Source organism: Saccharothrix sp. NRRL B-16314, assembly GCF_000716595.1.
Classification (GTDB): domain Bacteria; phylum Actinomycetota; class Actinomycetes; order Mycobacteriales; family Pseudonocardiaceae; genus Actinosynnema.
On sequence record NZ_JNXC01000031.1, the window covers coordinates 40,573 to 67,104 of the forward strand.

The 26,532-nt window shown below is 72.8% G+C and carries 17 protein-coding genes; 15 read left to right on the forward strand and 2 right to left on the reverse strand.

The features are described 5' to 3' along the window. Nucleotides 1–1,359 carry an MGH1-like glycoside hydrolase domain-containing protein gene (locus OQ02_RS31855; RefSeq protein WP_033442352.1) on the forward strand — a complete coding sequence of 453 codons (1,359 nt, stop codon included), beginning with the start codon at nt 1–3 and terminating at the stop codon, nt 1,357–1,359. Then, entirely contained in the window at nt 1,347–2,423 is a 1,077-nt protein-coding gene (locus OQ02_RS31860) for a zinc-dependent alcohol dehydrogenase (protein ID WP_051773046.1), read from the forward strand. The genes OQ02_RS31855 and OQ02_RS31860 overlap by 13 nt, the downstream gene beginning before the upstream one ends. Here OQ02_RS31860 and OQ02_RS31865 read toward each other — a convergent pair. Next, entirely contained in the window at nt 2,396–4,099 is a 1,704-nt protein-coding gene (locus tag OQ02_RS31865; protein ID WP_033442353.1) for a hypothetical protein, read from the reverse strand. The genes OQ02_RS31860 and OQ02_RS31865 overlap by 28 nt on opposite strands. Then, nucleotides 4,096–5,673 carry a S8 family serine peptidase gene (locus OQ02_RS31870; RefSeq protein WP_033442354.1) on the reverse strand — a complete coding sequence of 526 codons (1,578 nt, stop codon included), beginning with the start codon at nt 5,671–5,673 and terminating at the stop codon, nt 4,096–4,098. The genes OQ02_RS31865 and OQ02_RS31870 overlap by 4 nt, the downstream gene beginning before the upstream one ends. Before the next feature lie 239 nt (nt 5,674–5,912). Here OQ02_RS31870 and OQ02_RS31875 point away from each other — a divergent pair, with 239 nt between their 5' ends. The 13 genes from OQ02_RS31875 to OQ02_RS31935 all read left to right on the forward strand — a co-directional run bounded on the left by OQ02_RS31875 (nt 5,913) and on the right by OQ02_RS31935 (nt 26,530). Then, nucleotides 5,913–6,659, forward strand: a complete 747-nt coding sequence (locus OQ02_RS31875) for a response regulator transcription factor (protein ID WP_156077444.1) — start codon at nt 5,913–5,915, stop codon at nt 6,657–6,659. 228 nt (nt 6,660–6,887) lie between these two features. Next, entirely contained in the window at nt 6,888–7,067 is a 180-nt protein-coding gene (locus OQ02_RS31880) for a hypothetical protein (RefSeq protein ID WP_033442355.1), read from the forward strand. Nucleotides 7,068–7,070: 3 nt separating this feature from the next. Next, nucleotides 7,071–7,649: a flavin reductase family protein gene (locus OQ02_RS31885; protein WP_033442356.1), complete on the forward strand. Its 579-nt coding sequence runs from the start codon at nt 7,071–7,073 to the stop codon at nt 7,647–7,649. Nucleotides 7,650–7,740: 91 nt separating this feature from the next. Next, nucleotides 7,741–9,660: a tetratricopeptide repeat protein gene (locus OQ02_RS31890; protein WP_033442357.1), complete on the forward strand. Its 1,920-nt coding sequence runs from the start codon at nt 7,741–7,743 to the stop codon at nt 9,658–9,660. Beyond that, entirely contained in the window at nt 9,657–12,032 is a 2,376-nt protein-coding gene (locus OQ02_RS31895) for a lantibiotic dehydratase (RefSeq protein WP_033442358.1), read from the forward strand. Before OQ02_RS31890 ends, OQ02_RS31895 begins: the two co-directional genes overlap by 4 nt. Beyond that, nucleotides 12,025–14,070, forward strand: coding sequence for a lantibiotic dehydratase (locus tag OQ02_RS31900; RefSeq protein WP_156077446.1), 2,046 nt, complete (start codon nt 12,025–12,027; stop codon nt 14,068–14,070). The genes OQ02_RS31895 and OQ02_RS31900 overlap by 8 nt, the downstream gene beginning before the upstream one ends. Then, on the forward strand, nt 14,067–16,442 hold the full coding sequence (locus OQ02_RS31905; RefSeq protein ID WP_033442360.1) for a lantibiotic dehydratase: 2,376 nt from the start codon (nt 14,067–14,069) through the stop codon (nt 16,440–16,442). Before OQ02_RS31900 ends, OQ02_RS31905 begins: the two co-directional genes overlap by 4 nt. Further along, complete coding sequence (locus OQ02_RS31910; RefSeq protein ID WP_051773049.1) at nt 16,439–17,764, forward strand: TldD/PmbA family protein; 1,326 nt, start codon at nt 16,439–16,441, stop codon at nt 17,762–17,764. Before OQ02_RS31905 ends, OQ02_RS31910 begins: the two co-directional genes overlap by 4 nt. 4 nt (nt 17,765–17,768) lie before the next feature. Next, nucleotides 17,769–19,049, forward strand: a complete 1,281-nt coding sequence (locus OQ02_RS31915; protein ID WP_033442361.1) for a TldD/PmbA family protein — start codon at nt 17,769–17,771, stop codon at nt 19,047–19,049. A gap of 2 nt (nt 19,050–19,051) precedes the next feature. Next, complete coding sequence (locus OQ02_RS31920) at nt 19,052–21,457, forward strand: lantibiotic dehydratase (RefSeq protein WP_033442362.1); 2,406 nt, start codon at nt 19,052–19,054, stop codon at nt 21,455–21,457. Further along, on the forward strand, nt 21,457–22,701 hold the full coding sequence (locus OQ02_RS31925) for an MFS transporter (RefSeq protein WP_033442363.1): 1,245 nt from the start codon (nt 21,457–21,459) through the stop codon (nt 22,699–22,701). The genes OQ02_RS31920 and OQ02_RS31925 overlap by 1 nt, the downstream gene beginning before the upstream one ends. Continuing rightward, the gene (locus OQ02_RS31930; RefSeq protein ID WP_033442364.1) at nt 22,698–24,077 is read left to right on the forward strand and encodes a methyltransferase; all 1,380 of its coding nucleotides are present in this window, start codon (nt 22,698–22,700) and stop codon (nt 24,075–24,077) included. The genes OQ02_RS31925 and OQ02_RS31930 overlap by 4 nt, the downstream gene beginning before the upstream one ends. Further along, the gene (locus OQ02_RS31935) at nt 24,074–26,530 is read left to right on the forward strand and encodes a lantibiotic dehydratase (RefSeq protein WP_033442365.1); all 2,457 of its coding nucleotides are present in this window, start codon (nt 24,074–24,076) and stop codon (nt 26,528–26,530) included. The genes OQ02_RS31930 and OQ02_RS31935 overlap by 4 nt, the downstream gene beginning before the upstream one ends. Nucleotides 26,531–26,532 lie beyond the last annotated feature (2 nt).

Below are 26,532 nucleotides of genomic sequence, written 5' to 3' on the forward strand. Positions count from 1 at the left end.
GTGACCATCGGGACTCCACCGGAGGCGTGCGCGCCGGACCTCGCCGGGCTGAGGCGGAACGCGGCGGCGACGCTGCTGCGGAACTGGCGCGGCTCGGCCACCGTGCCGACAGGCGCCCTCTACCCGCACCAGTGGAGCTGGGACTCGGCGTTCATCGCCATCGGCTTGGCGCACCTCAGCCCCCGGCGGGCGTTCGCGGAGCTGACCGCGTTGCACGGCGCGCAGTGGCGTGACGGCAGGGTGCCGCAGATCGTCTTCAACCCCGCCGTCCCCGAGGACGCCTACTTCCCCGGCCCACCGTTCTGGCGACCGCTGCCGCGACGGGGACCCGCGGCGGGCGTGTCGACGACCGGGCTCGTCCAGCCGCCCGTGCACGCCACCGCCGTGCTCGCCGTCGCGGAACGCCACCCCGGTGCGGCGACCGACGCGGCGGTCCGGCACCTGTACCCCCGGCTCGCGCGCTTCCACGACTACCTCTTCTCGCGGCGGGGCGTCGCGTCCGGACTGGTCGGCATCGTGCACCCGTGGGAGTCGGGCCTGGACAACAGCCCGTTCTGGGACGAACCGCTCGGCGTGGCCGGTGCCGACCTGGCCGACGACATCACGGGGCTGCGCCGCGACCTGCGCCACGCCGACGCCGGGCACCGGCCGACGGACGAGGACTACGGGCGGTACATGGGCATCGTCGCCGCGTACCGCGACCGCGGCTACGCCGACGACGACCTGCTCGGCCTGCCGTTCTGCACCGTCGACCCGCTGTTCTGCGCCCTGCTCGCCTGGTCGGAGCAGTCCCTCGCCGAACTCGCGCGCCGAGCGGGCGCCGACCCCGGCCGGCACGCCGAACGGGCGCGGGAACTGGCGCACCAGGTGCACACCCGCCTGTTCGACCCGGCGTTGGGCTGCTACGTGGCGCTCGACGCGCGCTCCGGCCGACCGATCCGCAAGCGCACGGTGGCCGGCCTGGTCCCGCTGCTGCTGCCCGGACTGCCCGCCGGACGCCGGTCGGCGTTGGTCGCGACCCTCACCGGACCGGCGTTCGGGCTGGGATCGCCGGACGTGCGCGGTGTGCCGAGCTACGACCTCACCGCGCCGGACGCCGACCTCCGCCGGTACTGGCGCGGTCCGACGTGGATGAACACCAATTGGCTGCTGTGGACGGCTTTGCGGCTCCAGGGGGAGACGAGGCACGCCGAGCGCCTGGCGTCCGACATGGTCCGCCTGGTCGCCGACGCCGGGTTCCGGGAGTACTTCCACCCGGTCACCGGCGAAGGGCTCGGCGCCGACCACTTCAGCTGGACGGCGGCGCTCCTGCTGGACGTCCTCGCACGTGAACCAGGAGGGCAGCGATGGCAGCGGTAGTGCGCATGGACGGTCCGGGGTCGGTCTCGCTCGCCGAGGAACCCGATCTTCCGATCACGCCGACCGGTGTCCGCGTCCGGACCCTGTACTCGGGGATCTCCGCGGGCACCGAGCTGACCCAGTACCGCGGCACCAACGCGCACTTCGTCAAGACGTGGGACGCCGACGCCCGCCTGTTCGTACCGGGTCGGCCGACCTCCTCGTACCCCACCGTGGTCGGGTACGAGGAGGTCGGCGAAGTCGTCGAGGTCGGGCCCGAGGTGACCACCGTCCACACCGGACAGGTCGTGTGGGGTGCCTGGGGCCACCGCTCGGAGACCGTCGTGGACGAGTCGTACGCGACGTGGCGGGTGCTCGACCCGCGTGCCGATCCGCTCGTGGGCATCTTCAGCCACATCGGCTCCGTCGCCCTCAACGTCGTGCTGGATTCCGACATCCACGTCGGTGAGACCGTTGTCGTGTTCGGGCTGGGCGTGGTCGGGCAGATCGTCGCCCAGCTGGCCCGGCACAACGGCGCCAGGGTGATCGGCGTCGACACCCTCCCCCACCGCCTCGGGCTCGCCCGGGAACTCGGTGCGGACGAGGTGCTGGACGCCGGCGCGGGCCAGGTCGCCGAGCGGGTGCGCGAGCTGACCGACGGGCGCGGCGCCGATGTCGCCCTCGACGTCAGCGGCAACCACCTGGCCCTGCACGAGGCCGTGCGCAGCGTCGCGTACAACGCGCGAGTCGTCGCCGGTGGCTTCTACCAGGGCGAGGCGCGCGGCCTGTTCCTCGGCGAGGAGTTCCACCACAACCGGGTGACGCTGGTCTGCTCCCAGATCTCCGGCGTCGCCGCCGCCCACTCGCACCGCTGGGACCGCAAGCGGCTGGCGACCACCGTCGTCGACCTCGCCGTGACGGGCCGGCTGGAACTGCGTCCCCTGGTCTCGCACGTCATGCCGATCGAGCAGGCGGCCTCGGCCTACGAGCTGATCGACGGCCACCCGGACCAGGTGACCCAGGTCGTCCTCGACTTCACGCAGGGGCAAGACGTCAGTCAGGGCAGGAACAGGGTGGACGGGTAGCGGAGCGTGGTCGGGGGTGGTCCGGGGAGCTGGGCCGCCCAGTCGATCACCTCACCGGCGTGCCACCCGGAACGGAGGTCCGCCAGCTGCGCGCGTTCCGCGTCGGAGGCAGCCGTCGACACGGCTTGGTCAAGGGCCGAGCCGGCGTCCGAGGTCGCACCGGCGGCGGCGTGGCAGGCGGCGAGCAGGCACCAGGCACGGGCGAGCCCCGGCACGTCACCGCAGCGGACGCACAGCTCCAGGAGCCGTGCAGCGTGGGCACGGGCCGCGGTGGTGTCGCCGGCCAGGTACGTCAGACGGGCCAGCGCCCGGGTCGAGTAGAGCAGGCTCGGCAGGTGCCCGAGGTCCGCGGCCATGGCGGCCACCCGCTCGTACACGGACACCGCGAGCGGGTCACCCGCCTTGGCCAGCAGACCGGCCTGGCGGAAGTGGTAGAAGTGCACGAACATGTCGCCGGCGCGGTCGAAGATCCGCAGGAACAAACTCCAGACCTTCAGAGCACGCCTGGGTTCACCGCGCGTCTCGAAGATGATGCTGGTGTTGACGACCAGGTTCGTCTTGACCGCGACGCAGTCCTCGTCGCGGTAGGGCTTGGTCAGCTGCAACGCGGTCCGCGTCGACCGCATGGCGGCGTCGTGGTCACCGGCCCGGTAGGCGACCAGCGCCTCCAGGTTGAGCAGCCAGGCGCGTTCGAGCGCCACCTGCGCGTCCTCGGTGTCGCACTCCGCGAGGTCCGCGAGGCCGCGCGTGACACCGGCCTGGGCAGTCTCCATGTCCGACAGGCGTTTCGCCGACACCAACGCGGTGAACATGGCCAGCCGCGCCCGGTCGACGGGTGTGGTGGCCGCGGCGTAACCGCGGTCGAACTGCTCGCGCGCGTCGTGGAAGCGCCCGAGCGTGGCCAGTGCCACCCCGAGTGATTCGGCGCGCTCGGTCTCCGGCACCCGGCCTTCGGTCAGCGGCGCCAGGTCGAGCACGACACCGGGATTGAACCACCTGCCCGCGACGTCGACCGCCGCACGCCAGGCGTCGGCCGCGTCGGGGAGGTCCAGCGACAACGCCCGCCGGGCGGCGCGGACGGCGCGCGCCTCCTCGTCGTCACCGGGAGGGCACGGGGGCGGGTCGCCGGGCAGGGTGACCTCCGCTCCCCCGACGCGCTCCCACCACGGGTGCCGCGCCGGCGAGCCCAGCACCAACCGCACGCCACGCACCCAGAGGTGGTGGACCAGCACGGTGGTCGGCCGGTCGGCCCGGTCGAAGCGGGGGAAGAACACCAGCGGCTCCTCGCCTCGCCGGCGCAGGCCTTCCTGGACCAGCAGGCCCACCTTGACGACGATGCGGAACACGAGCTCGGACTCCAGCGGCAGCATCCGCGAGACACCGGTCGGCATCTGCATCAGGTCCGACAGCGGCCTGCTCTCCGGCAGGCCCTCCGGCCCGAGCAGGTACCGCAGCTCGGGGGCGCACTCCACGACCAGATCGCCGTCCACCAGCGGGAGCAGCCGCCGCAGCAGTCCGCGCACCGGGGCGAACGACGAACGCTCGTCGGTCGGTGGGTCGGCGGCGAGCAACCGGAACCCCGGCACCTCGGCGACGTGCCGACCGCCGTACAGCCAGCACACCTGCCGGGAGGTGAGTTCGGTGACCGCGTCCACCGCCGCGTCCGACGTCGTCACCGTCGATCGCCCCTTACCGCGCCCAGCGCGTCGACGATCCCGGCGCCGTAATGGCCGTTCCGCTGCGGGGTGCCGGCACACGTGGTCGGTTCCTCCGGGCACGCCAGGGCGGTGGCGGTCGCCTCGACGATCCGGCTCGTCCGGCTCGGGTCCAGGACGAGCCCGCCGAGGGCGTCGCGGGCGCCGTGACGGCTGACGACCAGGGCCGCGACACCGGCCGCGAACGGTGAGGCGATCGAGGCGTAGCGGTAGTAGGCGCACGTCCCGGCCGTGCAGTCGCGCAGCAACGACGGGTTGTTCGGTGTCCCGTCGGGGTTGACCATGCCGTAAGCCCGCGCGGCGCTCTCCGGGTAGGTGGACAGCACGGTCTCCGTCAGCGGGGCGCCGCGGCCACCGGCGCCACCCGGTGCGGCGACGTCCGTGGCGCCGAGGCCGAAGTTCGACGTGGGCGCGAGCCGGAGGTCGTTGCGCAGGCGGGAGACCGCGAGCACGCCGTCCGCCTCGGCGGGCAGCACCTGGCACGAGCCGTCGACGGTGCGCGGGTAGGCGGCGTCCGGCGGGTAGGTGGGGCTCGACGCGTCGGTGACCGGTTTCGTCAGGTCGAAGCCCTGGTCGCCGATCGAGGCCACCGGGAGCACACCGCGCGACCGGGCGTACTGCACCGCGCGGTGGACGACGGCGATGATGGCGCGTTGCTCCTCCTGGGCGGCGGGCGAGTCTGCGGGGTTGTCGGCGCAGTGGAACAGCCACGGGTCCAGCACGAACGCCATGTTCACCACGTCGAGCCCCACGCGCCCACTGTGGATCAGGGCGCGCACGACGGGCAGCGGGAACACGTAACCCGAGTCCTGGGCGACCCGCAGGCTCACCAGCGTCACGCCGGGCGCGACACCGGCCGTTCCACGCCCGTCCTTCGCCGCCGCGACGACCCCGGCGACGTGCGTTCCGTGGCCGAGCGCGTCGGCGTCCGGGGGGTTGACGCAGGACGGGGTCGGGCAGGGGCCGTCGAGTTCGGGCATCACGCGGGTGAAGGTGCCGCTGCGGGCGCGGTCGAAGTTCGGGGCGATGTCCGGGTGGGTGGCGTCGATGCCGGTGTCCATGATGCCGACCGCGACCCGCCGGTCGCCGAGCTCGTGCCGGTACGACCCGTCGTCGGTCGCGTGCACGGCCTGGTTGCCCCACTGCAGGTGCGCGTACGGCTCGCCCCCACTGCCCGCGAGTGTCGGCGCGGCGGGGGTGGCCGGTGCGGCGGGGGTGGTCGGGGTGGTTCGGGGTGGCTGGTGCGCTTCGACTCGGCCGATCGGGGCCGCGCCGTCCAGCGGGACGACATCGGCTCGGCTCCCGATCCTCTCCGGGAACGCGCGGTCGGCTTTGGCGGTGAGGGCGCCGATCTCCGGGAACTCCTCGAGCACCTGCCCGCCGGCCGACGCGACCAGCGCCCGCGCGTGCCCCGATTCCTGCGCCACCACGAGGTACGCCTGCGGATCACCGGGCTGCGCACCGGCCGTGCCGCCCCCGGCCACCATCGTCACCAGCAACACCGCGACCGCCGGTAATGCCTGACGTGCCCGCATCGGCCACCCCTTCCGCGTTCGAGACCTCTGCGTGATCGTTCCCCAGCCGGCGGGGGGAGTCTCCAGGCTGGGATCTGAGATTCGCCGTCGCACGGCTCAGCCCCCGGTACGGGAACGGTTGTCGGCGACTCACTACCCGGGTAGGGCATTGCGCCGATCAGCGGCGTACTCAATGGTCGAGGGAGGTTGCCCTCCTGCTCCGGCGCGGCAACACTGGGGTGCACAGGGGGTACTGCGACATGACGAGCTTGATCAACACCGACGCGGCCCGGTTTCGGGTTCTCCTGGTGGCTCCGCACCGGTTGGTGAGATTGGGAATACGGGCCGGGCTGGAAAGGTCGGCCCGAATCGAGGTGGTGGCCGAAGCATCGACCACCGATGAAGTACCGGCCGCCCTGCTCACATCTACCCCGTCCGTCATCATCGTCGATCCCCGCGTTCCCGGAAAAGATCCGCTCCAGCTCGTCCGGATACTGCGCGGACTGTTCCGGAATCGGACGGCGCCCATTCTGGTGCTCGCCGACGAAGACGCCATGGACACCCGGGCGCTGCTCGAAATGGGAGTCCGCGGCGTGCTCCAGCACGGCTGTGACGAGCACGAACTGGCCAGCGCGGTCACTGAGATCGCCCTGGGCGGCGCGGTGTTCAGCTCGGAGGTGACCTGCCGGCTGCTGGACTGGTACCTGGACAGCGTCGGCCAGACGCCCCGTCGGCCACCGGCGGTGATAAACACCCTCACCCCCCGTGAGCTGGACGTTCTGCTGTTACTCGCGACCGGCATGTCCAACAGCCAGATCGCCGAGAAGCTGACGTTGGGCCTCACCACCGTGAAATCGCACGTGTACCACCTGATGAAGAAGCTCGACCTGCCCGACCGGGCGAATGCGGTCGCGTTCGCGTACCAGTACGGACTTGTCGCCCGGCACGCCGCGCTGGAGGGGTGCAACCCGCCCGGGAACGGTCCGCGGTACCGATTATCCAACTGATCGTCGCCGGTCGACGATCACCCGCCGGTGATCCCGGTCGGTGATCGGAAGTTCGACAGGATCCGCCCGACGGCACCTACCCCGGACTGAGACGGCCCGACCCGGTTCATTCCCCGGGCTGGGTCGGCCCTGACCGAGAATCCGTTTCCAGGGGGAAGACGACCCCGGTCGTGAATAGTTACGGTCATCCTCACCACGAATCGCCTGACGGGGATGGAGCGACCGGGGATGGCCGATCAGGAAACGAGTGAAGATATCGATGTCACGGCCGAGGACGTGCCGGTGACCCCACCGGACAATGTTCCGTCCGGCGCCGCGGAACCCGTGGACGACGAGGATGACGTCATCGAGGACCTCGAATTCCTCATCGACGACATCGAAGACCAGATCGCTCCACTCGGCCTGTAGCAGATGACCGAGACCGGCACGGTGCCCGCCGCCAGCGACCCGGTCCGCACCGAGGAAGCGCTGCCGCTGTACCGCTACTTCACCAGCACGGTCGCGCTGATCACCTCGGGCGCGGCCGACGCCGGCACGAACGTCATGGCCTGCGAGTGGACGTTCAACGTCTCCTACCGGCCACTGCGGATGATGTCACTGGTCAAGCGCGGGTCCTACACCCACGAGCTGATCTCGGCCGGCGGCGAGTTCGGCGTGAACATGTGCTCGGACGAGCAGGCCGCACTGGTCTCCTACGCGGGCAACTCGCACGGCCGGGAGGTCGTCAAGCTCGACGACCCGCTGTTCGCCGGAGGGATCTACACCGGCAAGCGGATCGGCGTGCCGATGCTGCGGGGCTGCGTGCTCAACCTCGAATGCGTGGTGGAGAGCACCGTCGAGATCGGCGAGCACACCGGGTTCGTCGGGCGCGCGGTCGCCGGTTTGGCCAACCGGTCCAAGCAGCCGCTGCTCTACAACCGCGGCCGGTTCTTCCGGCTGGGCGACCTCCTCGCCAAACCACCCGCGGCCGAGCCGGCCACCGGGGAATGAGGCCACCTCCACCACCCGGTCGCAGGCCACCAGCACCGCCGACATGCCCACACGTCAACGCCACAGCCGTCGAACACCGACAGGAGCCCAGATGAACGACGCGGACATCCTGACGGCCACGAAGAGCGCCGCTCCGGTGGCCACCGACGCGGCCATGGTCGCCGAGCGCGTGACGGCCATCTGCGACGCCGCCGCCGACGGCCGAAAAGGCCCGCGCAGCGCCATTTTCCTCGGCACGGTGCCGCTGCTCGACCTCGCCCGCGAGGCGGTCCGCGACGGACGCGTCCTCGACGTCGACTGCGCCACCGGGGGCATGGACTCCTTGGTGCCGCTGCGGTCGCTGATCGAGGTCCTGGTGCCCGAGTTGCGCACCGACGCACCGGACCTGCTCGACCGGTACTCGCCGGAACTGGTGGCGCTGCACCCCGACTTGGCGGACGTGCTGGACCTGCCCGTCGCCAGGCGGCTCACCCGGCTGGCCAACACCCCGTCGGAACGGCGCTCGCACCGGGAGTCCGAGCACCTGTTCCGCACGGTCAACGGCCTGGGCCGGCTCCTGCACGACCTGCTCGAACGGACCGGTGCGCCCGTCGTGCTGGTGTGGCGGAACCTGCACGAGGCCGACGCGGCGACCCTGCTGGCGTTCCGCCGGTTGAGCCGCTGGGCCGACCAGGGCCAGACCCGCCTGGTGTCGCTGGCGACGCTCGTCCCTGGCGGGATCCCGAACTCACCGCCCGCCGGCCTGCCCGCCGCGGAGCAGGCCTGCTTCGACTGGCCGGCGCACCACGCCCGGCTGCTCGACCTCGTCCGCGAGCAGTCCCTCGGCACCGAGGTGGCGGTGGAGTTCGACGCCGGCACCCCCGCCGGCACGACCCCGGCCCTGGGTCCGACGCCCATCGGTGAAGCGCTCCTGCTGCTGTCCATCGACGTCGAGCGCGGGTGCGCCCAGGCGATCCGCGCGATGGGCGCGGCCGCCTTCACCCTGAACTACGAAGCGGTCCTCCAGCTCGCCGCGCACGTGATCGCGGCCGTGACCGGGCAGGAGGAACCGTTCGACGAGGCCAGGTTCGCCGCCGAGTGGGAGGCCGCCGCGCCCGAGGAGTACTACGCGGCCATCGAGTTCGCGGTGATCCGACCGGCCGACGTGCGGGACGTGCTCGCGGTGGCGTGGCGGGCGGCGGGCTTCGCCAACTCGTGCCTGGACGACCACGAGACCTCCCTCGCCTGCTACCGGCAGGCGCTGGGGCTCGCCGACACTCCCCTCCAGCGCGCTCGGGCCAGGATGTACCTGGGCCTCATCACCGGCAAGCGCCTGCGCCGCATCGCCGAGGCGGAGCAGCACCTCGACCAGGGCCTCGCCGAGATCGACGGCCGGGACGACGAGGACGCGCGGCTGGAACGGTGCTGGCTGCTGAACGTGCGCGCCCTGATGGCGTTCCAGCAGCGCGACCACCGGCGGGCCATGCTGATGGTCCGCGAGGCCCGCGAGGTGATGCGCCCGCTGCACTCCAGCGAGGCGACCCACCTGAAGATCAACCTGATCTCGAACATCTCCGTGCTGCTGGAGAAGACCGGCAGAACCGACAAAGCCGTCGCGCTGTGGCAGCAGTTCGCCGCGTTCCTCGGTCCTTCCAACGAGTTGTTCGCCAAGCACTACTACTTCCGGGAGGGCGGCCTGCGGCTGCTGGCCGGGAGGTCGGAAGACGCGCTGACGTCGTACCGGAACAGCTACGAGCAGTGCGTCCGCATCGACGACCCGTTCCACGCGGCGGTCGTCGCGCGGGCCGCCGGGTACGTGGCGCACCAGCTCGGGCGGCAGGACGAGGCCGTCGAGTGGTACGAGCGCGTGGTGCGGGCCGGTGAGGCGTGCGGCGACCACGAGGCGCTGACCGCGGACCGAGGCACGCTCGCGTTCCTGTCGCAGGACGGCGGCAGCGCGCCGGTCCGGCCCGACACGAAGCTCAACCGGCCGTTCTCCCTCGTCAACACCTACCTTGCGGGTGAAGGGTGACCCAGTTGTCGCTCGACCCCACCGGGGTTCAGGAGGGGACCTCCGACTGGGCGCTGGTCCCTCTCGTCCTCATCCGCAGCACGGGTTTCAGCGCGAGCCTGCTGGACGCCGTGCGGACGCCGGACGCCGCCCAGGCGTGCGACCGGGTGGTGTCGTTGCGGCGCAGGGTCGCCGAGTTGCGCGTCGAGTTCAGCGAGGAGCTGTTCCCGACGGTGCTGGCGCGGGAGAGCGCCCGCGGCGCGGACCGCAAGCAGTTCAAGGAGTGGTACAAGCTGCGGCGGCGGATCGAGCGCGGCGGCCAGACGTACCCGCTGCCCGCCGTGGTGGGCCTCTGGCCGGACGTGCTGCGGTGGGTGCAGGACTGGAACAGCCTGCTGATGACGGTCGACAGCGCCACCGAAGAGGCCGCCGCGACGACCGAGCAGGACTGCGGGCGTGCTCGGCAGCGGCTGCGGGAGCTGGTCGCCGACGAGCGGTTCGGCGAGGCGGTCTTCCTGTCCAGCCCCAGCATGCACGTGGGCCTGCGGCGGTACCTGGACACCCCGGAGGCCGAGCAGCGGCCACGCCTGCGCTCCCGTGAGCAGAAGCTGTACGGCTACCTCCAGCGGTTCACCGCGAAGAACGAGACGACCAGCTTCTTCGGTCCCGTCGACTACGCGGTGGTCGAGGACCAGCCGCACCCCGCGCTGCGGATGCACGCCACCGCGGGCGGGGTGCCGGCCCGGCGGCGGTCGCGCCTGGCGTACTGGGCCGTGCAGGAGCTGGCCGACGCGGTCACGTCCGCCGAGAGCATCCGCCCGCACCTGCCCACCCGCCTCGCCGACACCTGGCGCGACGACGGCACCGCCCTGGTCAACGTGGTCAGCGGGCGCCGGGTGTCGCCGGACGCGCCCCGGCCGGCCGAGGCGGTGGAGCGGCGGCTGCTCCTGCCCACCGACGAACCGGACCCGCTGGGCCGGCTGCGCGACTGGGTCGCCGGTCTCCCGGCCGACTGCGCCGGTCGAGCGCCCGCGCTGCACGTGGTGGACCGGTTCGCGGCGTTGGCCGCCCGGTACACGACGGCGCCGGTCGACGAGAAGATCCGGGTGCTCGCCGAGACCGAGGAGCTGTTCCACCGCACCACCGGCGCGGACCCGCGTCGCGGTGGCGGCACGATGTTCGCCGACCGAACCCTGTTCTACGACGAGGCCGTCGGTGACCTGACCACGGTCATCGGGCAGTCCATGGTGACCGACATCCGCGCCCGCATCCGGCCGGTGCTGGACCTCTGCGTCACGTTCAGCACGATCGTGCAGCGGGTGTGCGTGCGGCGGGCCACCGAGGTCGCGCTGCGGCTCGGCGGCGGTGGACCGGTCCCCTACCTGGCGTTCGTGCGCGAGATGGTCGCCACCGTCACCATGACCGACTGCCTGGCCGACCCCGAGGTGACCGCGTTCACCGAACGGCTCGCGGAGCTGGCCCGGACGCGGACGGTCGACGGGCGGATCGCGCTGGACGAGGCCGACCTGGCGCCGCTGCTGGTCCGCACGCCGGCCGGCACCGCCGTGTCACCCGACCTCTTCCTGCTCGCGGGCAGCACGGACGACCTCGCGGCCGGCGCGTACGAGGTGGTGGTCGGCGAGATCCACTACGGCTACCAGGTCTGGACGCACCTGCTGTCGTTCTGGTCCGCGCCGGACTGGCTGGCCGAGCAGATCGGCCGGCGGCTGCCGCCCGACCACGACCGGATCGCGTCCCTCGTGCACAAGCGCAAGCAGGGCAAGGCGTTCCCCAAGGAGCTGCCGGGTCTCAGCGTGGAGATGGGCGGCCGGTCGCGCAAGCCGCCGGAGCAGGTGCTGCGCGCGGCCGACCTGGAGGTCGTCCTGGCCGATGGCGCGCCGACCCTGCGGTCACTCGTCGACGGTCGGCCGGTGAGGTTGCACCCCGGCGACCCGCGCAACCCCGTGAGCTGGATCTTCGGCACGCCGCCGGTGATCACCCCGTCGATCCGGTCGGGTGAGCACACGCCCCGGGTCCACGTCGGCCGAGCCGTCCTCCAACGCGCGCACTGGCGGATCGACCCGGCGATCCTGGAACCGGCGCGTTCCGCCGGCCGGCACGAGTCCATGATCCTCGTCCGGGAGCTGGCGGGCCGGATCGGGCTGCCGCAGCGGTTCTTCGTGCGCGTGCCGGGCGAGCGCAAGCCGTTCTTCGTCGCCCTGGACAGCATGATCGGCGTCGACTACCTGCTCGCGATGACGGCCGGCCAGGACGCCGCGGACATCACCGAAGCCCTGCCCGACACCGGTGACTGGTGGTTGCGCGCGGCCGACGGCGGGCGGCGCAGCTGCGAGTGGCGGATGACCTGGATCCACGGTGACGGCGATGGGTGAGCCGACGGCGTGGCGGCTGATGAGCCGCTTCATCCTGCGCAGCCCCGGTTTCCCGTTCCGCGCGCTGGACGGCTTGCGCTCGACCGCCACCTCGGACCTGGAGGAACAGCGGGCGGCGTTGTGGGACCTCGCCGCGCAGCCGCTCGTCCAGGAGGCCATCTGGTTGTCGAACCCGGCCGTCTTCGAGAACGAGCTGTCGTCCTCGCACGCCACCGCCAACCGGTCGTCCAAGATCAAGCGGCGGGAGCGGCGGCTGTACACCTACCTGCAACGGCTGGCCGCGAAGAACGACACCACGAGCTTCTTCGGCCCGTTGAACTACGGCCGGTTCGGCGATGAACCGGAGTTCAAGCTCGGTGCCGAGCGGATCGGCCGCCGCCGCGGCTTCGTGGCGTTCCGGGCCGTGGCCGAGCTGGCGGACCGCATCGGAGCCGAGCCGGAACTCCTGCCCCACCTGCGACCGCGTCGCGACCCGCTGCGCGACGCCGACGACCCGGTGCTCGCGTCGTGCGACGGGGAAGCGACGGTCGCCGAGCTCTGCGCGCGGTTGTCGCTGTCCCCCGAGGTGATCGGTGGGCTGGCGGCGGCCGGCCGGCTCCGGCTCGGGCCGCACCTCCCGGAGTCCGAAGTGGACCCGCTCGGGCACCTGATCGCCGAGCTGCGCCGGATGCCCGAGAGCGGCACGACGCTGCGCTGGCTGACCGAACTGACCGCGCTCGCCGACTCGGCGGCCGAGTTCGCCGCGACGCCGTGGCCCGAGCGCAGGGCGGTCCTGGATCGCGCGGACCGGCACTACGCCCGGCTCACCGGACGCACGGCGCGGGAGGGCGACGGCCGGATGTTCCGCGACCGCACCCTGTTGTACGAGGAGTGCCGCGGCGACGTCGAGAGGTTGACGCTGGGCGCCGCCCAGGCCGACGCCATCGTAGGCGCGCTCGGGCCGGTGCTCGACCTCTGCGCGTCCTACAGCTCGTTGATCCACGACGACCTCCAGTCCGCCGGACGCGCGCTGTTCGACCAGCTGGGCGGTGGGCGTCCGGTGTCGTTCCCCCGTTTCGTGGCGGCGTGGCGGCGTGAGCACCCCGACGGCACGCCGACGCCGCTGGCCGATCGTCTGCGGGACGCGTTGACCGCCCTGGTGACGGACACGACCGACACCGCCGTCCTGTCCGCGGACGACGTGCGGGCGCTCTGCCCACCATCACCCGATCCCGTGGTCGCGTCGCCGGACCTGATGATCGCCGCCGCCGACTTCGACGCCGTCGCGGACGGGAGGTTCAAGCTCGTGCTCGGCGAAGTCCACCACGGCATCCAGCCGGCGGGCTGGATGCTGTCCGTGGCCGACGACGCCGACGAGTGGCAGGCGGAACTGGCCGGGCACAACCCGGCCGGCTCGGCGAACCTGGTCTTCCGCCGCCGGATGAAGCTCGCGCCGCCGGAGTTCCCCGGCCCGAGCGTCCAGCTGAGCGGCACGGCCGCCAACACCGACCGCCTCGACGCGGCACAGCTCCGGGTCGCCCTCGACGGCGACCGGCTGGTGCTCCGGGTCGGCGAGGACGGTCGGCCGATCCGGTTCCGGCCGCCGACGTTCGGCGTTCCGTTCGACCTGTTCGCGGTGTTCGAGTGCTTCTCCTTCCCCACCGTGCGACCGCCGGCGATCCGGCTGGGCGACCGCACGCCCCGGGTGGAGATCGGCGGGCTCGTGTACCAGCGGCGGCGCTGGGAACTGGCGAGCGCGGACATCCCCGGCCGGGACCGCTCGGCCGACCTGCTCGCGGGGGCCGCCGCGTTGCGGGACCGGTTCGGCCTGCCCGAACGGGTCTTCGTCCGCAGCCCGGCCGAGCCGAAGCCGGTGTACGTCGACCTGACGATCCCGTTCGCGGTGGAACTGCTGGCGGTGCTCGCCCGCGGCTGCGACCGCCTGGTGGTCGAGGAGATGCTGCCCGGCCCGGAAGACCTGTGGCTGCACCGCGAGGACGGACCGTACTGCGCCGAGCTGCGCATGGTGATGAGCCGGGAAGGCGGTGCGGGCCGATGACCGGCAGGTGGCGGATGGTGCCGCACTTCCTGGTGCGCGGCACGGGTTTCCCGGTGGAGCTGCTGGAGCGGATCGCGCTGGACGAGACCGCAGCGGCCGTCGACCGCCTGCTGGACGGCGAGGACGGGCTCGCCGCGCTGTCCGGTTCGTTGACGGAGCTGCTGGCCGCCGAGCACGGCTCCGGCACCGCCAAAGTCCGGCGTCTGTGGTGGAAGCGGGTCTCCGCCGGCCGTCCGATCCGGGCCGGTGAGGCGGACCTGGCCGCGGCCGGTCCCGCCATCCGGAGCGCCGCACGGGCCTGGGACGCCGCTCTCGCGGGTCAGGACGCCCTGTGGGAGGCCGCGCAGGAGACGTTCACGGCGGAGCTGGCGAAGTGCCGCGCCGAGCTGCGGTCGATCGTGTCCGACGAGCGGTTCGCGGAGGCGGTGTGGGAGTCGAGCCCGCCGATGCTGGAACGCGGCATCACGCCGTACGTGAACGGTCGTGGCGGTGCGAGCGGTCAACGGCGGCTCGAACGGCAGCTCGTCGCGTACCTGCAACGGTTCTGCGCCAAGAACGACACCGCGTCGTTCTTCGGTCCCATCGGCTACGGGGCGGTCGGCACGCCGTCGACAGGTCCTGGTGGCAACCCCGGTGACGTCCGCCACCGCGAGGCGTTCATCGCGTTCTGGGCCGTCGCCGAACTCGCCCAGGCGATCGGCCGGGACGACGCAGTCCGTCCCCACCTCGTGCCCGTCGTGCGCCCGGTGTTCCGGGTGGACGCGGATCGCGGCACCCTGGAGGTGCCCGGCCGCGGCTCCCGCAGGCTGCCGCCGCCCGAACGGGACGTCCTCGCGCTGGTGGACGGAACCCGCTCGGTGACGTCGATCTCCTACGCGCTGAACCGGACGGTCGGCGACATCCTCGCCGTGCTGGACGTGCTCGCCGGGCAGGGTGTCGTGCGACTCGCGCCGGAGCCCCCGGTGACCGACCCGCACCCGATCACCTGGCTGTCGGACTGGGTCGCCGGTCTCCCGTCGAACGGCTGGCACGCCGCGCTCGAACCGTTCCGCACCGCCGAGAAGGACTTCCCCGCCGCGTCCCTGCCGGAGAAGCAGGATCTGCTGCGAGGTCTCGAAGGCCGGTTCGAGCACCTGACCGGAGTGGCGCCTCGACGCGGCGCGGGCGGCTTCTACGTCGACCGCCTGCTGATCTACGAAGAGGCGGCCTCGGAGTTCGGTCCCCTCGTGCTGTCCGCGCAGGCCGCTGAAGCCGTTCGCGCGCAGCTCGCGCCGATCCTGGACGTGTACGCGGCGCACGCCGTCGCCGTCCAGCAGGAACTGCGCGCCACGGCCGCCGAGCGGCTTTCCGGCCTTGCCCCGGACGGGCGGGTGCCGCTCGTGCGCTGGATCGAGTCCGCGAAGGACCAGCCGCTGATCGAGACCACCGCCGCGTGGCAGCGGGCGGTCGCGGCGCAGCTCCAGGGGAAGCAGGACGAGCGCGAGGTGGAGCTGGACCCCGCGCGGCTGCCGCGGACGTCGCTCGACGACGAGGTCCTGATCAGCTCCCCCGACCTGCTGCTGCTCGCCGACGACGTCGAAGCCGTGCGCGAGGGCCGGTTCAGGATCGTCGTCGGTGAATGCCACGACACTGCCCTGCTGTGGGGCTGGCCGTTGCGGTTCCACCCGGAGCCGGGCAAGGTGCGCGACGACGTGGCGCGGGCACTGCGGTCCGCCATCGGCGAGCAGGTGGTGGCGTCGGTGCTACCGGGCCGGCGGGTCAAGATCACGCCGTTCGAGTACCCCGGCCCCACGGTGGAGCTGTCGGCCGCCAGCACCAAGCCCGCAGTCGACCGGGTGCCCGCGCACGAGGTCGGCACCAGGGTGGTCGACGGCCGGCCGGTGCTGCACGCCGACCGGGTCGGTGACTTCACGCTGCACAACGGCGAGCTGCACACGGTGGCGCACCGGACGTTCGGGCTGCCCCGGGTCGTCCCGCCGAAGGGCTGGGAGCTGGGCGGGCACACCCCCCGGCTGCGCATCGGCGACGTGGTCGTGCAGCGGGAGCGGTGGCGCGTCCAGGCCGGTGACCTGTTCCCCGGCACGTACGCCGGTGACGACCTGCGGTTGGTGGTCGACTACCGGCGTGCGGCCCGGAGGCTCGGCCTGCCGCGGTACCTGTTCGCGCGGGTCGAAGGCGACCGCAAGCCGGTACACGTCGACGGCCACAGCTGGTTGCTGTTGCAGTTGCTGCACCACCTGGCCGCGGACAAGGAGCTGGTGCTGACCGAGATGCTGCCCCGCCCGGACCAGCTGTGGCTGTCCGGCTCGACCGGCCGGTTCTGCTCCGAGCTCCGGTTCACGTTGTACCGCACGGCGAAGGACACGCGATGAACCCGCTCCTGCCGCACGACGCGGCGCTCGCGGCGGTCGGTGCCGCACCCGCACCGGGCGACCTCTTCGGCGAGCTGTTCGCGGAGCACCGGGATCACGTCGTGGTGGAGGTGGCCGGCGGCGAGGTGCGGACTTGCAGGCTGCGCCAGGAACGCGGCGTGGGCATCCGGCGGGTGACGCCGCACGACGTCCGGCACCTGCACGTCGACCACCTCGACCCGGACGCCCTCCCGTCGTTGACCCGGGCGCTCCGGCACGACGAGCCGCTGCGCGACCTGCCGCGCCACTCCGACGTCGCCGAGTTCGACGTGGCGCCTTCGGTCCGCGCGGGGTTGGAGGCGGAAGCCGAGGCCCTGCGCGTGTCGCAGGAGGTGATGGTCCGGGTCGTGACCGGCGTGCAACGGGTTCTCATCGCACGCGCCGACACGGGTGTGACCGAGGAGAGCCGTCCGTACGCGGCGGTGCACGTGCACGCCGTCGCCCGTCGCGGCAAGCAGGTCCGCCGCAGCCGCCGGTCCGTCGGCGCCACCGACATCCACGCGATCCTCGCGCGAGGGCTGCACCTGGAGATCGCCAGGGTGGCCGGTGAGGCGGCCGAACGGCAGGTCGACGCGGTCGCCGCGCCGTCCGGCGAGTTCCCGGTGGTGCTCGGTCCGGGCAGCCCCGCCATGCTCGTCCACGAGGCGTGCGGGCACGCGCTGGAGGCGGACCTGGCCGGCCGGGAGGGCTCCGCCTACGGCGCGCTGCTCGGCCGCCGGGTGGCCGATCCGATCGTCACGCTGGTGGACGATCCCGCGCTGCCCGGTGACTCGCCCCTGTACGGGGTGGACGACGAAGGCGAGCCCGCCCGTCCGGTGACGCTGGTCGAACGCGGTGTCGTGCGGAGCTTCCTGCGCGATCGGCGGCACGGCGGCTCGGGTCACGGGCGGCGGCTGGGTTACGCGTACCCGCCGCTGCCCCGGATGGCGAGCACGGTGATCGCCGCGGGCGAGGAGCCACCGGAGGACATCATCGCGGCGACCGACCGCGGGGTGTACGTCCAGTCGATCGGCGGCGGCGACACCGACATGGGCTCCGGCCGGTTCAACCTCCAGGTGGACGAGGGTTTCCTGATCGAGAACGGTCGGATCGGCGCGCCGATCCGCGGCGCGGTGCTGTCCGGGCGCGGGCCCGACGTGCTGGCCGCGATCGACCGCGTCGGCTCGGACCTGCACGTGCTCGGCCACACGTACCTGTGCCGCAAGCTCGACCAGTTCCCGCTGGTGGTCAACGTCGGCCAGCCGACGATCCGGGTGTCGAAGCTCGCGGTGTGGGGAGGGTGACGCGATGATCGAGTCCGCCACGGCGACCGTGACCGCCGCGCTCGACGCGGGAGCGACCGACGCCGAGGTCTACGCCGAGCACGGCACGACGCACCGCGTGATCACGCACACCGAGCGGCTGAGCGAGAGCCGCGGCCACCGCACGGAAACCGCGCTGCGCGTGTGGTCCGACGGGCGCGGCTGCCTGCTGACGACCGTGGGCACGGGGTCGACGGCGCTCGCACGGGCAGCGGTCACCACCGCGCGGGCGCACGGGCTCCGCGGCGTCGCGTTCATCCGGGATGCCGGCTCGCGGCCGGAACCGCCCGCGCAACTGCCCGCGCCGGCGCTGGACGACCGTCCGGCGAGCCTGGTGAGGACCGTGGCGGGGAAGGTCCGCGAGCTGCCGCTCCCCCAGCCGCACCTGCTCAGCATCGGCTACACCGGGCAGCACACGCGCCGCCTGCTGGTGAACTCCCGCGACCTGGCCGTGGCGCAGGACGTGACCACGCACGAGGTGTGGTGCTGGTTGGAGGGCGGCAGCGGCCACGTCCGGTTCGCCGCGGTCGCGGACACGCTCGACGCCCTCGTCGCCGAAGAACTCGCCGGTGAGCTCATCGACCAGGCCGCCTGCCTGGTCGCCGGCACACCGGTCGAGGCGGGCACGTGGCCCGTGCTGTTCGGCCCCGGGCCGGCGGCCGACCTCGCCTGGGCGTTCGCGCGGCTGCTCAGCGCCCAGCACGTGCTCGGCGACCTCCGCGCGCTGCGCGACCGCGTCGGCCGCCGGATCGCCTCATCCGCGGTGACCCTGATCGACGACGTGACCCACCCGTTCGACGACGAAGGCACTCCCGCCGAGACGGTCACCCTGATCGAGGGCGGTCGTCTCAGGGGCTTCCTGCACTCGCTGGAAACGGCCCACGGCCTGGACATGCCGCCGAACGGGAAGGCGACCCGCGCGGAACTGTGGCGCCCGCCGCTGCCCGCCCCGGCACGCGCGTACCTCAAGCCGGGCACGGCGACCGGCGAAGAACTCCGGTCCGGGCTCGGCACCGGTCCGATGATCACCGGGCTGCTGCGGTCCGGCCGGTTGCAGAGCGGCACCGGGCGCTTCACCGCCATCGGCTACGGCTGGTGGCTGCGCGACGGGGTGCCCGTCCGGCGGATCAGCGGTGTCCAGGTGTCCGCGGGGGTGTTCGAGCTGTTGCGCTCGATCGTCGCCTGCGGTGACGACCTGCGGTTCACGCCGCTCGCGGGTGGCGCCGGCGCGCCGAGCGTGCTGATCTCCGGGATGCAGGTGGGCTGACCATGGCGACGTGGAGCTTCCTGCCGCAGGTCATCGTGCGGGGCACCGGGTTCCCGGTCGAGCTGCTGGAGCGGCTGCGGTTCAGCGGCACCGTGCGGCTGTTCGAGCAGGTCGCCGACGCGGAGGCGGCGATCCGCGCGTCGGCGGGCGAGGTCATCCCGCTGATCCGGGACGCCGTCGTGGTGGCGAAGGCCGACGGTGACACCGCCGCGCTGCGGGTGCTGTCGGACATCCGCGGCAGGGTGACGCGGCTGCTGCCGACCCGTGCCGCGGTCGACGTGCTCGCCGGCCGGCTGGACGAGTGGAACCAGGCGCTCGCCGAGCGGGACGCGTTGCTCGACAAGGCGCGGGAGACCTTCGCCGCCGAGTTGACCGAACGCCGCCGCAGGCTGCGCGCCATCGTCGGCGACGAGCTGGTGAAGGACGCGTTGTTGTTGTGCAGCAGGGACATCCGGGCGGCCGTCGAGCGTTATCACGACGCGTGGCCGGAGCGGCGCACCAGCTCGGTCCGCAAGCTCGAACGCCGCCTGGTGTCGTACCTGCAACGGCTGTGCGCGAAGAACGAGACGCAGAGCTTCTTCGGCCCGCTGAACTACGGCCGCCTCGACCCTGCCGCCACCGACAACCTGACCATCCGGCGGAGTCCCGACCGGATCGCGGCCCGGGAGAGCTTCCCGTCCCAGTGGACGGCGGAACGCCTGGCGCTCCGGATCGCCGAGGACCCGGCGAGCCACCCGCTGCTCCAGCCCCGCCGGGCGACGTGGTGCCGGCTCGACGGCGACGAGCTGGTCTTCCCCCTGGGCGACGACACCTACCGCCTCGAACCGGCCGATCTCGTCCTGTTCCAGGCCGCGGACGGCCGTAGGACCGTCGCCGAACTGGCCGACGACCTCGGCGAACCGTGGCCGGAGACGTGGCAGCGGGTGCGTCGGCTCAGCCGGAAGCGCGCGCTCGTCCTCGGCCCGATCATCCCGCCTGACCTGCCCGACCCGCTCGCCTGGCTGATCGACTGGCTGGACCGGTTCCCGCCGGGTGCCCCTCCGCGCGACCGGTGGGAGCCCGAACTGCGCTCGTTGCACGCCGCGATCCGGTCGTTCGCGCACAGCCCGGTCGAGGACCGCCGGGAGCTGCTGGCGGACATCGAGGCGCAGGTCGTCACGTTGTGCGAAGCCGACGCCCGCCGGCACGGCGGACGGATGTACGCCGACCGCGCCCCGCTGTTCGAGGAGTGCCGGGGCGATCTCGCCGAGTTCGTCATCGGCGGCGACCTGCACCGGGTGATCACCGAACGGCTGGCGCCGGTGCTCGACCTCGCGACGACGTTCGGGATCGCCGAGCAGCACCGTGATCACGCCGCCGCCGTGGCCCTGGTCCGGCGGCACGGCGGTGACGAGATGCCGTTGCTCGGCTACCTGGCGGCGTTGGCCCGGGAACCGGTGCACCACGGCCCGCACCCGGAGTTCGACCGCCTCCTCGACACCCTCGACGCGCTGGTCGCCGACCACACCGAGGGCAACGTGGCCCGCATCCCTGGCGACGCACTGCCTACCGGCGGCGCGCCGGGCCGGTACCTGGTCACGTCGGTCGACCTGATGCTCCGGGCCCGCGACGTCGAGGACGTGCGGGCGGGCCGGTTCGAGCTGGTCCTGGGCGAGATGCACCCGCAGGCGCTGTCCTGGGTGTTCCCGAGCGCGCACATGCTCGAGCCGGACCTGCGCGCGGAGCTGGGTGCCGGTCTGGCCGCCGGGATCGCGGCCCAACCGGACGCCGGCCTCGCGGCGCGGTTCGTGCACACCCGGTCGAACAAGATCTTCCCGTACCCCCTGCCCGGTCACGTGGTCGAGCTGCGGCCCCGTGCCGCCTTCGCCGACGCGGTGCCCGCCGCGGAGGTGACCGTCCGCGCCGGGGACGGCGAGGTGGGCTGCTGGTCTCCGAGCACGGGCGAGCTGCGGTTCTACCCGCCGTTGCGCCGCCGGTCCGGGCAGCTGGACCCCGTCGCGTCGCTGTCGTTCCCGTCGGTGCACCTGCCCAGGATCGGCCTGGGCACGCACGTCCCCCGCGTGGAGGTCGACGGTGTGGTGGTCCAGCGGGAGCGCTGGGACCTGCCCGCCGACACGCTCGGCGTGACCGCGAAGGACGACTTCGAGCTGTTCCACTCGGTGTGGCGGACCGCGCGGGACCTCGGTCTGCCGGACCAGGTGTACGTGCGGGTGCCGCAGGAGCCGAAGCCGGTGTTCGTGGACTTCGGCAACGCGTTCCTGGTCGAACTGCTCGCCCACCTCGGCCGGTTGAGCACCGGCATGACCGTCAGCGAGGCGTTCCCCGGCACCGAAGGCGCCTGGCTGGACGACGCCGCCGGGCGGTTCCACTGCGAATTGCGGCTGATCGTGGTCGGAGGCCCACAATGATGGACGGGTATCGAGGGCTGTTGGCGCACCGGGACTTCCGGCTGCTCTGGCTCGGGCAGGTGACGTCCCAGTTCGGTGACGCCTGCTACGAGATCGCCATGGTGTGGTTGGTGTTGCAGCTGACCGGCCAGGACTACTTCAGCGTCGGCCTGGTGATCTTCGCGCGGCTGGCGCCGTACGTGGTCATCGGGCCGTTCGCCGGGGTGTACGTCGACCGGTGGGACCGGAAGCGGACCATGGTCGTGACGGATGTCGTCCGCGGCTTCCTCGTGCTGATCGTGCCGCTGCTGCACGTGGTGGGCGCGTTGCAGGTCTGGCACGTGGCCGCGGTGGCGTTCACGCTCACCACGTGCCGGACCCTGTTCAACCCGGCGCTCCAGGCGTCGATCCCGCGGATCGTGGACGAGTCCCGGCTGGTCGGCGCGAACGCCCTGATCCAGGCCAGCGGGCAGACCGCGGCGATCGCCGGTCCCGCCGCGGCCGGGCTGCTGCTCACGTGGATCTCCGCGGACGCGCTGTTCGTCCTGGACGGCCTGACGTTCCTGTTCTCCGCGGCCATGATCGCCCTGCTGGCACTGCACGCGCTGCCGCGCGACCGCAGCACGGAAGGCACGGTCCGCACCGAACTCGCCGGGACGATCCGGACCCTGAGCCGGAAACGCCCGGTGCTGTGGTCGGTCGTGCTGTACGCGGTCGGGCTGCTCACCATCGCGGGTTCCTACCGCGTCGGGCTCGCGGCGCTGTCCGAGAACGTGCTCGGCGGCGGCTCGGCCACGTACGGCCTGCTGATCGCCGCTCTCGCCGGCGGCACCGTGTTGGGCGCGCTCGTGCTCGGCGCCACGCAGCCGCGCCGGCCGACCGTGGTGATCTTCGGCGGGTGGGCGTTGTGGGGCGTCTGCTTCGCGGTGCTGGGTCTCGGCGGGTCGCTGGTGCTCGCGCTGGTCCTGGCGGTGGTCTCCGGGATCGGCGAGTCCGCGGCGACCGTGTTCACCACGGCGCTCGTGCAACGGGCGATACCGCCCGAGCAGCTGGGCAAGGTGTTCGGGCTGTGGTCGCTGCTCTGCTCCACCGGCGAATCGCTGTCCGGCGTGCTCACCGGCTACGGCCTCGGCCGCCTGGACGTGCGGACCGTCCTCGGGATCGCCGGTGCGGCGACCCTCGTCATGAGCCTGTTCGGGTTGGCCGTCACCGCCCGGCAGGACACCGGAGTACCGACCGAGACGCCGTCTGGAGGGCAGGGATGACACCGGACCTGTACACCCTGAGCTACTGGGTCAAGTACGGGCACGCGGAATCGGCCGCCGTGCACACCGCGGCCCGCCTCGGCCTCCCGGACGTGCTGCGGTCCGACCCCGGTCTCACCGACGAAGGGCTGGCCGAGCGCACCGGCTGCACGCCGCACGCGGCTCGTGTGCTGCGGAACGTGCTGCGGCTCGGCGGTGCGCCACCCGACCCGGAGGCGTTGGAGGAAGTGCGGACGCGCGCGAACGTCGCGGCGAAGCGGTGGCCCGTGGTGGGTGACATGGTCACCGCGTTGCGCGCGGGCGATCACGCCGAGCTGTCCTCGTGCTACCGCGACCTGCCGCCTCCGGGAGGCAACTGGCTGCTGGACCGGGCCGACCACGGCTACCTGCGCGCCCGCGTGCTCAGCGCGGCGGCGGAAGTCGGACTGCTGGCGGCGTTGGTCGACGGCCGCACGCCCGACCTGGCCGCACGGCTCGACCTACCCGCGCCGTCGCTGGCCGTGCTGACGGACGCGTTGACGCGGCTCGGCGTCATGCGGCACGGCACGCACGACCTCGCGCCCTCGTTGCGCGAGGCCTTGTCCGCGCCACGGGCGCTCAGGACGTACCTGCTCGGGGCGCAGCTCGCGCACCGGTTCTGGGACGCGCTGGGCGACCTGGACGACGTCGCGCGCGGCGGCGGGCCGACGTTCGACCTGCTCGACCCCGACGTGGCCGGCCGGTACTACCACGATCTCGCGGCGTACAACGGCCTGGTCTTCCCCGGTTACTTCACGCTGGCCCGCAGGGTCGTCCGGGCCGTCATCGAGACCCGCACGCGGCCGGGGCTGGTGCTGGACGTCGGTGCGGGCAGCGGGGTGTGGGGCGCGGCGTTCGCGCACACCTGGCCGGGCTCGCGGGTGAGGTTCTTCGACCGCGCCGCCGTTCTCGTCCAGACCGGGTCGACGGTGGCGCGGCTCGGGATCGCCGACCGGGCCGAGCTCGTCACCGCGGACCTGACCACGGACGCGTTCGGCGCCGGTGAGGCGGACGTCCTGGTGCTGGGCCAGATCTGCCACACCCAGCCCGCGTCCGCGCTGCCCGAACTGCTCGCCCGGTGCCGGGCCGCGCTGCGACCCGACGGCATCCTCGTGCTGGCCGACCAGGTGCTCGACGACACGACCCTGCAACCGTCGGACTACGTCCCGTTCGCGGTCAAGGAACTCGTCAGCACCGGCGGCAGCGTGTTGTACGCGCGGGAGTACCGCGAACTGCTGGCCGACGCCGGGTTCGCCGCCTCGCGCTGCTTCCGGTTCCCCGGGCTGGACGTGTTCCTGGCGGGCAACGCGGAACTGCCATCCACTGTAGACGGAGCGGCCCCGGAGGTGACGGTGTGACGTCCACATCCCCTGAACGCGTCCCTGGCGCCGACTGGCGACTGCTGTCCCGGCTGGTCGTGCGCCGGACCGGCTTCCCGTTCGAGTGGCTGACCCGCTTGTCGGCGTCCGCCGTCGAGCGCTTCGTGGCCGAGGCGGCGGTGGCGGACCAGGCGTCCGACGCGGCCGTCCGCGAGGCGCTGTCCCACTTCCCCGCCGCTGTGACGGCCGCTCGCGCGGACAGCGACAAGCGCGCGTTGCGCGTGCTGTCCCGGCTTCGCCGCGGCTTGGCCGTCGGCACCTTCGACCAGGCCGCGTTGGACCGTCACGGCGACGCCGTGCCCCCGTCCCTGCGCGCGGTACTGGAGTCCGTGCTCACCGCGCGGGACGCCGCCGACCGGGCCGACGGTGAGTTGCGTCGGGCCTACGCGGCCGAGCAGGACCGGATCGACGGTGAGCTGCGCGGGATGCTGACCGATCCGCTGTTCGCCCAGGCGTTGTTCCTGTCCAACCCGGACATGTACGCCACGAGCCTCCGGCAGCTGGTGGACGACCCGCGGGCGGCCATGTCCGGCCAGCTCGCCCGCCGTGGCTGGGCGTACCTCCAGCGGTTCTCCGGCAAGAACGACACCGCCGCGTTCTTCGGGCCGCTGAACTACGCGTCGATCGTGCCGGACGGGCCACCGATCAGGGTGGAGACCGCGCCGGGGCGCTGGCGTCGGCGGGATATCTTCCTGAGCTTCTGGGCCGTCCGCGCGCTGGCCGACCGGATCGCGGCCGATCCGGACGTGCGGCCGTGGCTCCGGCCGCGCCGGCACCCGCTGGCCAGGCTCACCGGCTCGCGGGTCGAGCACCCCGGTGACGGCCGGGAGTTCGGGCTGCCCGGACCGCTGGCGGAGATCGCCGCCCTGGCGGACCACCGGCGCACCACCGCCGAGATCGCCGGGCTGCTCGGCCGTCCGGTGGACGAGGTGGTCACCGCGGTGGACAAGCTCGCGGCCGGACGGGTGCTGATCGTGGACGTGGACGTCCCGTCCACGCGGTTCCACCCGTTCGCCGAACTGCGCGCCAACGCCGCCGCCCTGCCGGCGGAGTGTCCCGGCAAGGCGGCGTGGACGGCCCGGCTGGACCGGCTCGAAGAGCTGCGGGTGGCGTTGCGCGACGCCGGGTTCGCCGACCGGCCGGGGATCGTGTCGGCGCTGGACGAGGCGTTCACCGAGACCACCGGGCTGCCCGCCCGGCGCGGCGCGGGCGCGACGTACGCCGACCGGACCCTGTTCTACGAGGACTGCGAGGGCACCCACACCCGGTTCGACTTCTCCCGGGAGTTCGCGGACGACCTGCTGGACCGGCTGCGGCCGATCCTCCAGGTGTCCGCGGCGCACGCGGCGTTGCTGCAACGGCACTACCGGCGGCTCGGCCGCGCCGTGCTGGACGAGGTCGCGCCCGGCGAGGCCGTGCCGTACGCCCGGTTCGCCAAGGCGATGCTGCGCCGTTCGCTGCCCAGCACCGACGCGGCCGTGGAAGGCCTGCGCGAGCGGTTCGCCGACCTGGTCCGCGCCCGTTCGGACGGGCACGTCGCGACGCTGACCGCCGACGACGTCGCAAGCCTGCTGGACGGCATCGAACTGCCGACGAACTGCCACGTGTCACCGGACATGATGGTGTCGGCCCGGGACCTGGAGAGCTTCGCCGCGGGCGACTACCAGCTCATCCTGGGCGAGGTGCACCAGGTCGTCTACGCGTGGGGTTCGCAGCTGTACTTCGACGACCTGAAGGAGGAGTCCGAGCGGGAGTGCGCCGCGCACGTCGCGCAGATGCCGGAGTACGGAGGTCTGTCGGTGGTGCTCACCGAGCGACGGCACAAGGGCCTGCTCAGCGACGCGTTCCCCGGCACGTTCGTCGAGGTGTCGGCCGTGCCGTCGGACCGGGCGACCGACCGCGTCGGGATGGCCGACCTCGAAGTTGTCGCGGACGACGAGGACGGGATCGTCCTGCGGCACCGGGACACCAAGGCGCGGCACCAGCTGTACATGGCCGGTGACGAGCAACTGCACCTGTGGGCCGTGGCGCTGCCCCGGGTGATGCCCATCGCGGTGCGGCTGCCCGAGGGGCACACCCCGCGGATCGAGCTGGACCGGGCCGTCTACCAGCGGGAACGCTGGACGATGCCGAGTGCGGAGTGGGGTGCGGACCTGTCCGGGCTGGACGACGCCGGTCTGCTGCGGCGGGCGGCGCGGGTGCGGGAGGAGCACGGCATGCCCCGGTTCTGCTACCTGCAGGCGGCGTCCGAGCCCAAGCCGTACTACGTGGACTTCCTCGCGCCGCTGGCGTTGCGGGTGCTCCAGCAGTTGGCGGGGACGAACGAGCAGCTCACGTTCACCGAGATGCTGCCGGACCCGTCCGGGCTGTGGTTGCGGGAGGACGACTCCGCGTACTGCTGCGAGTTCCGCATGTCGGCGTTCCGGTACTGACC

Bases quoted from the DNA above. Each gene is read 5' to 3' on its own strand.
- OQ02_RS31860 (WP_051773046.1), top strand. From the start codon at position 1,347: ATGGCAGCGGTAGTGCGCATGGACGGTCCGGGGTCGGTCTCGCTCGCC.
- OQ02_RS31870 (WP_033442354.1), bottom strand. From the start codon at position 5,673: ATGCGGGCACGTCAGGCATTACCGGCGGTCGCGGTGTTGCTGGTGACG.
- OQ02_RS31875 (WP_156077444.1), top strand. From the start codon at position 5,913: ATGACGAGCTTGATCAACACCGACGCGGCCCGGTTTCGGGTTCTCCTG.
- OQ02_RS31880 (WP_033442355.1), top strand. From the start codon at position 6,888: ATGGCCGATCAGGAAACGAGTGAAGATATCGATGTCACGGCCGAGGAC.
- OQ02_RS31885 (WP_033442356.1), top strand. From the start codon at position 7,071: ATGACCGAGACCGGCACGGTGCCCGCCGCCAGCGACCCGGTCCGCACC.
- OQ02_RS31890 (WP_033442357.1), top strand. From the start codon at position 7,741: ATGAACGACGCGGACATCCTGACGGCCACGAAGAGCGCCGCTCCGGTG.
- OQ02_RS31900 (WP_156077446.1), top strand. From the start codon at position 12,025: ATGGGTGAGCCGACGGCGTGGCGGCTGATGAGCCGCTTCATCCTGCGC.
- OQ02_RS31905 (WP_033442360.1), top strand. From the start codon at position 14,067: ATGACCGGCAGGTGGCGGATGGTGCCGCACTTCCTGGTGCGCGGCACG.
- OQ02_RS31910 (WP_051773049.1), top strand. From the start codon at position 16,439: ATGAACCCGCTCCTGCCGCACGACGCGGCGCTCGCGGCGGTCGGTGCC.
- OQ02_RS31915 (WP_033442361.1), top strand. From the start codon at position 17,769: ATGATCGAGTCCGCCACGGCGACCGTGACCGCCGCGCTCGACGCGGGA.
- OQ02_RS31920 (WP_033442362.1), top strand. From the start codon at position 19,052: ATGGCGACGTGGAGCTTCCTGCCGCAGGTCATCGTGCGGGGCACCGGG.
- OQ02_RS31925 (WP_033442363.1), top strand. From the start codon at position 21,457: ATGGACGGGTATCGAGGGCTGTTGGCGCACCGGGACTTCCGGCTGCTC.
- OQ02_RS31930 (WP_033442364.1), top strand. From the start codon at position 22,698: ATGACACCGGACCTGTACACCCTGAGCTACTGGGTCAAGTACGGGCAC.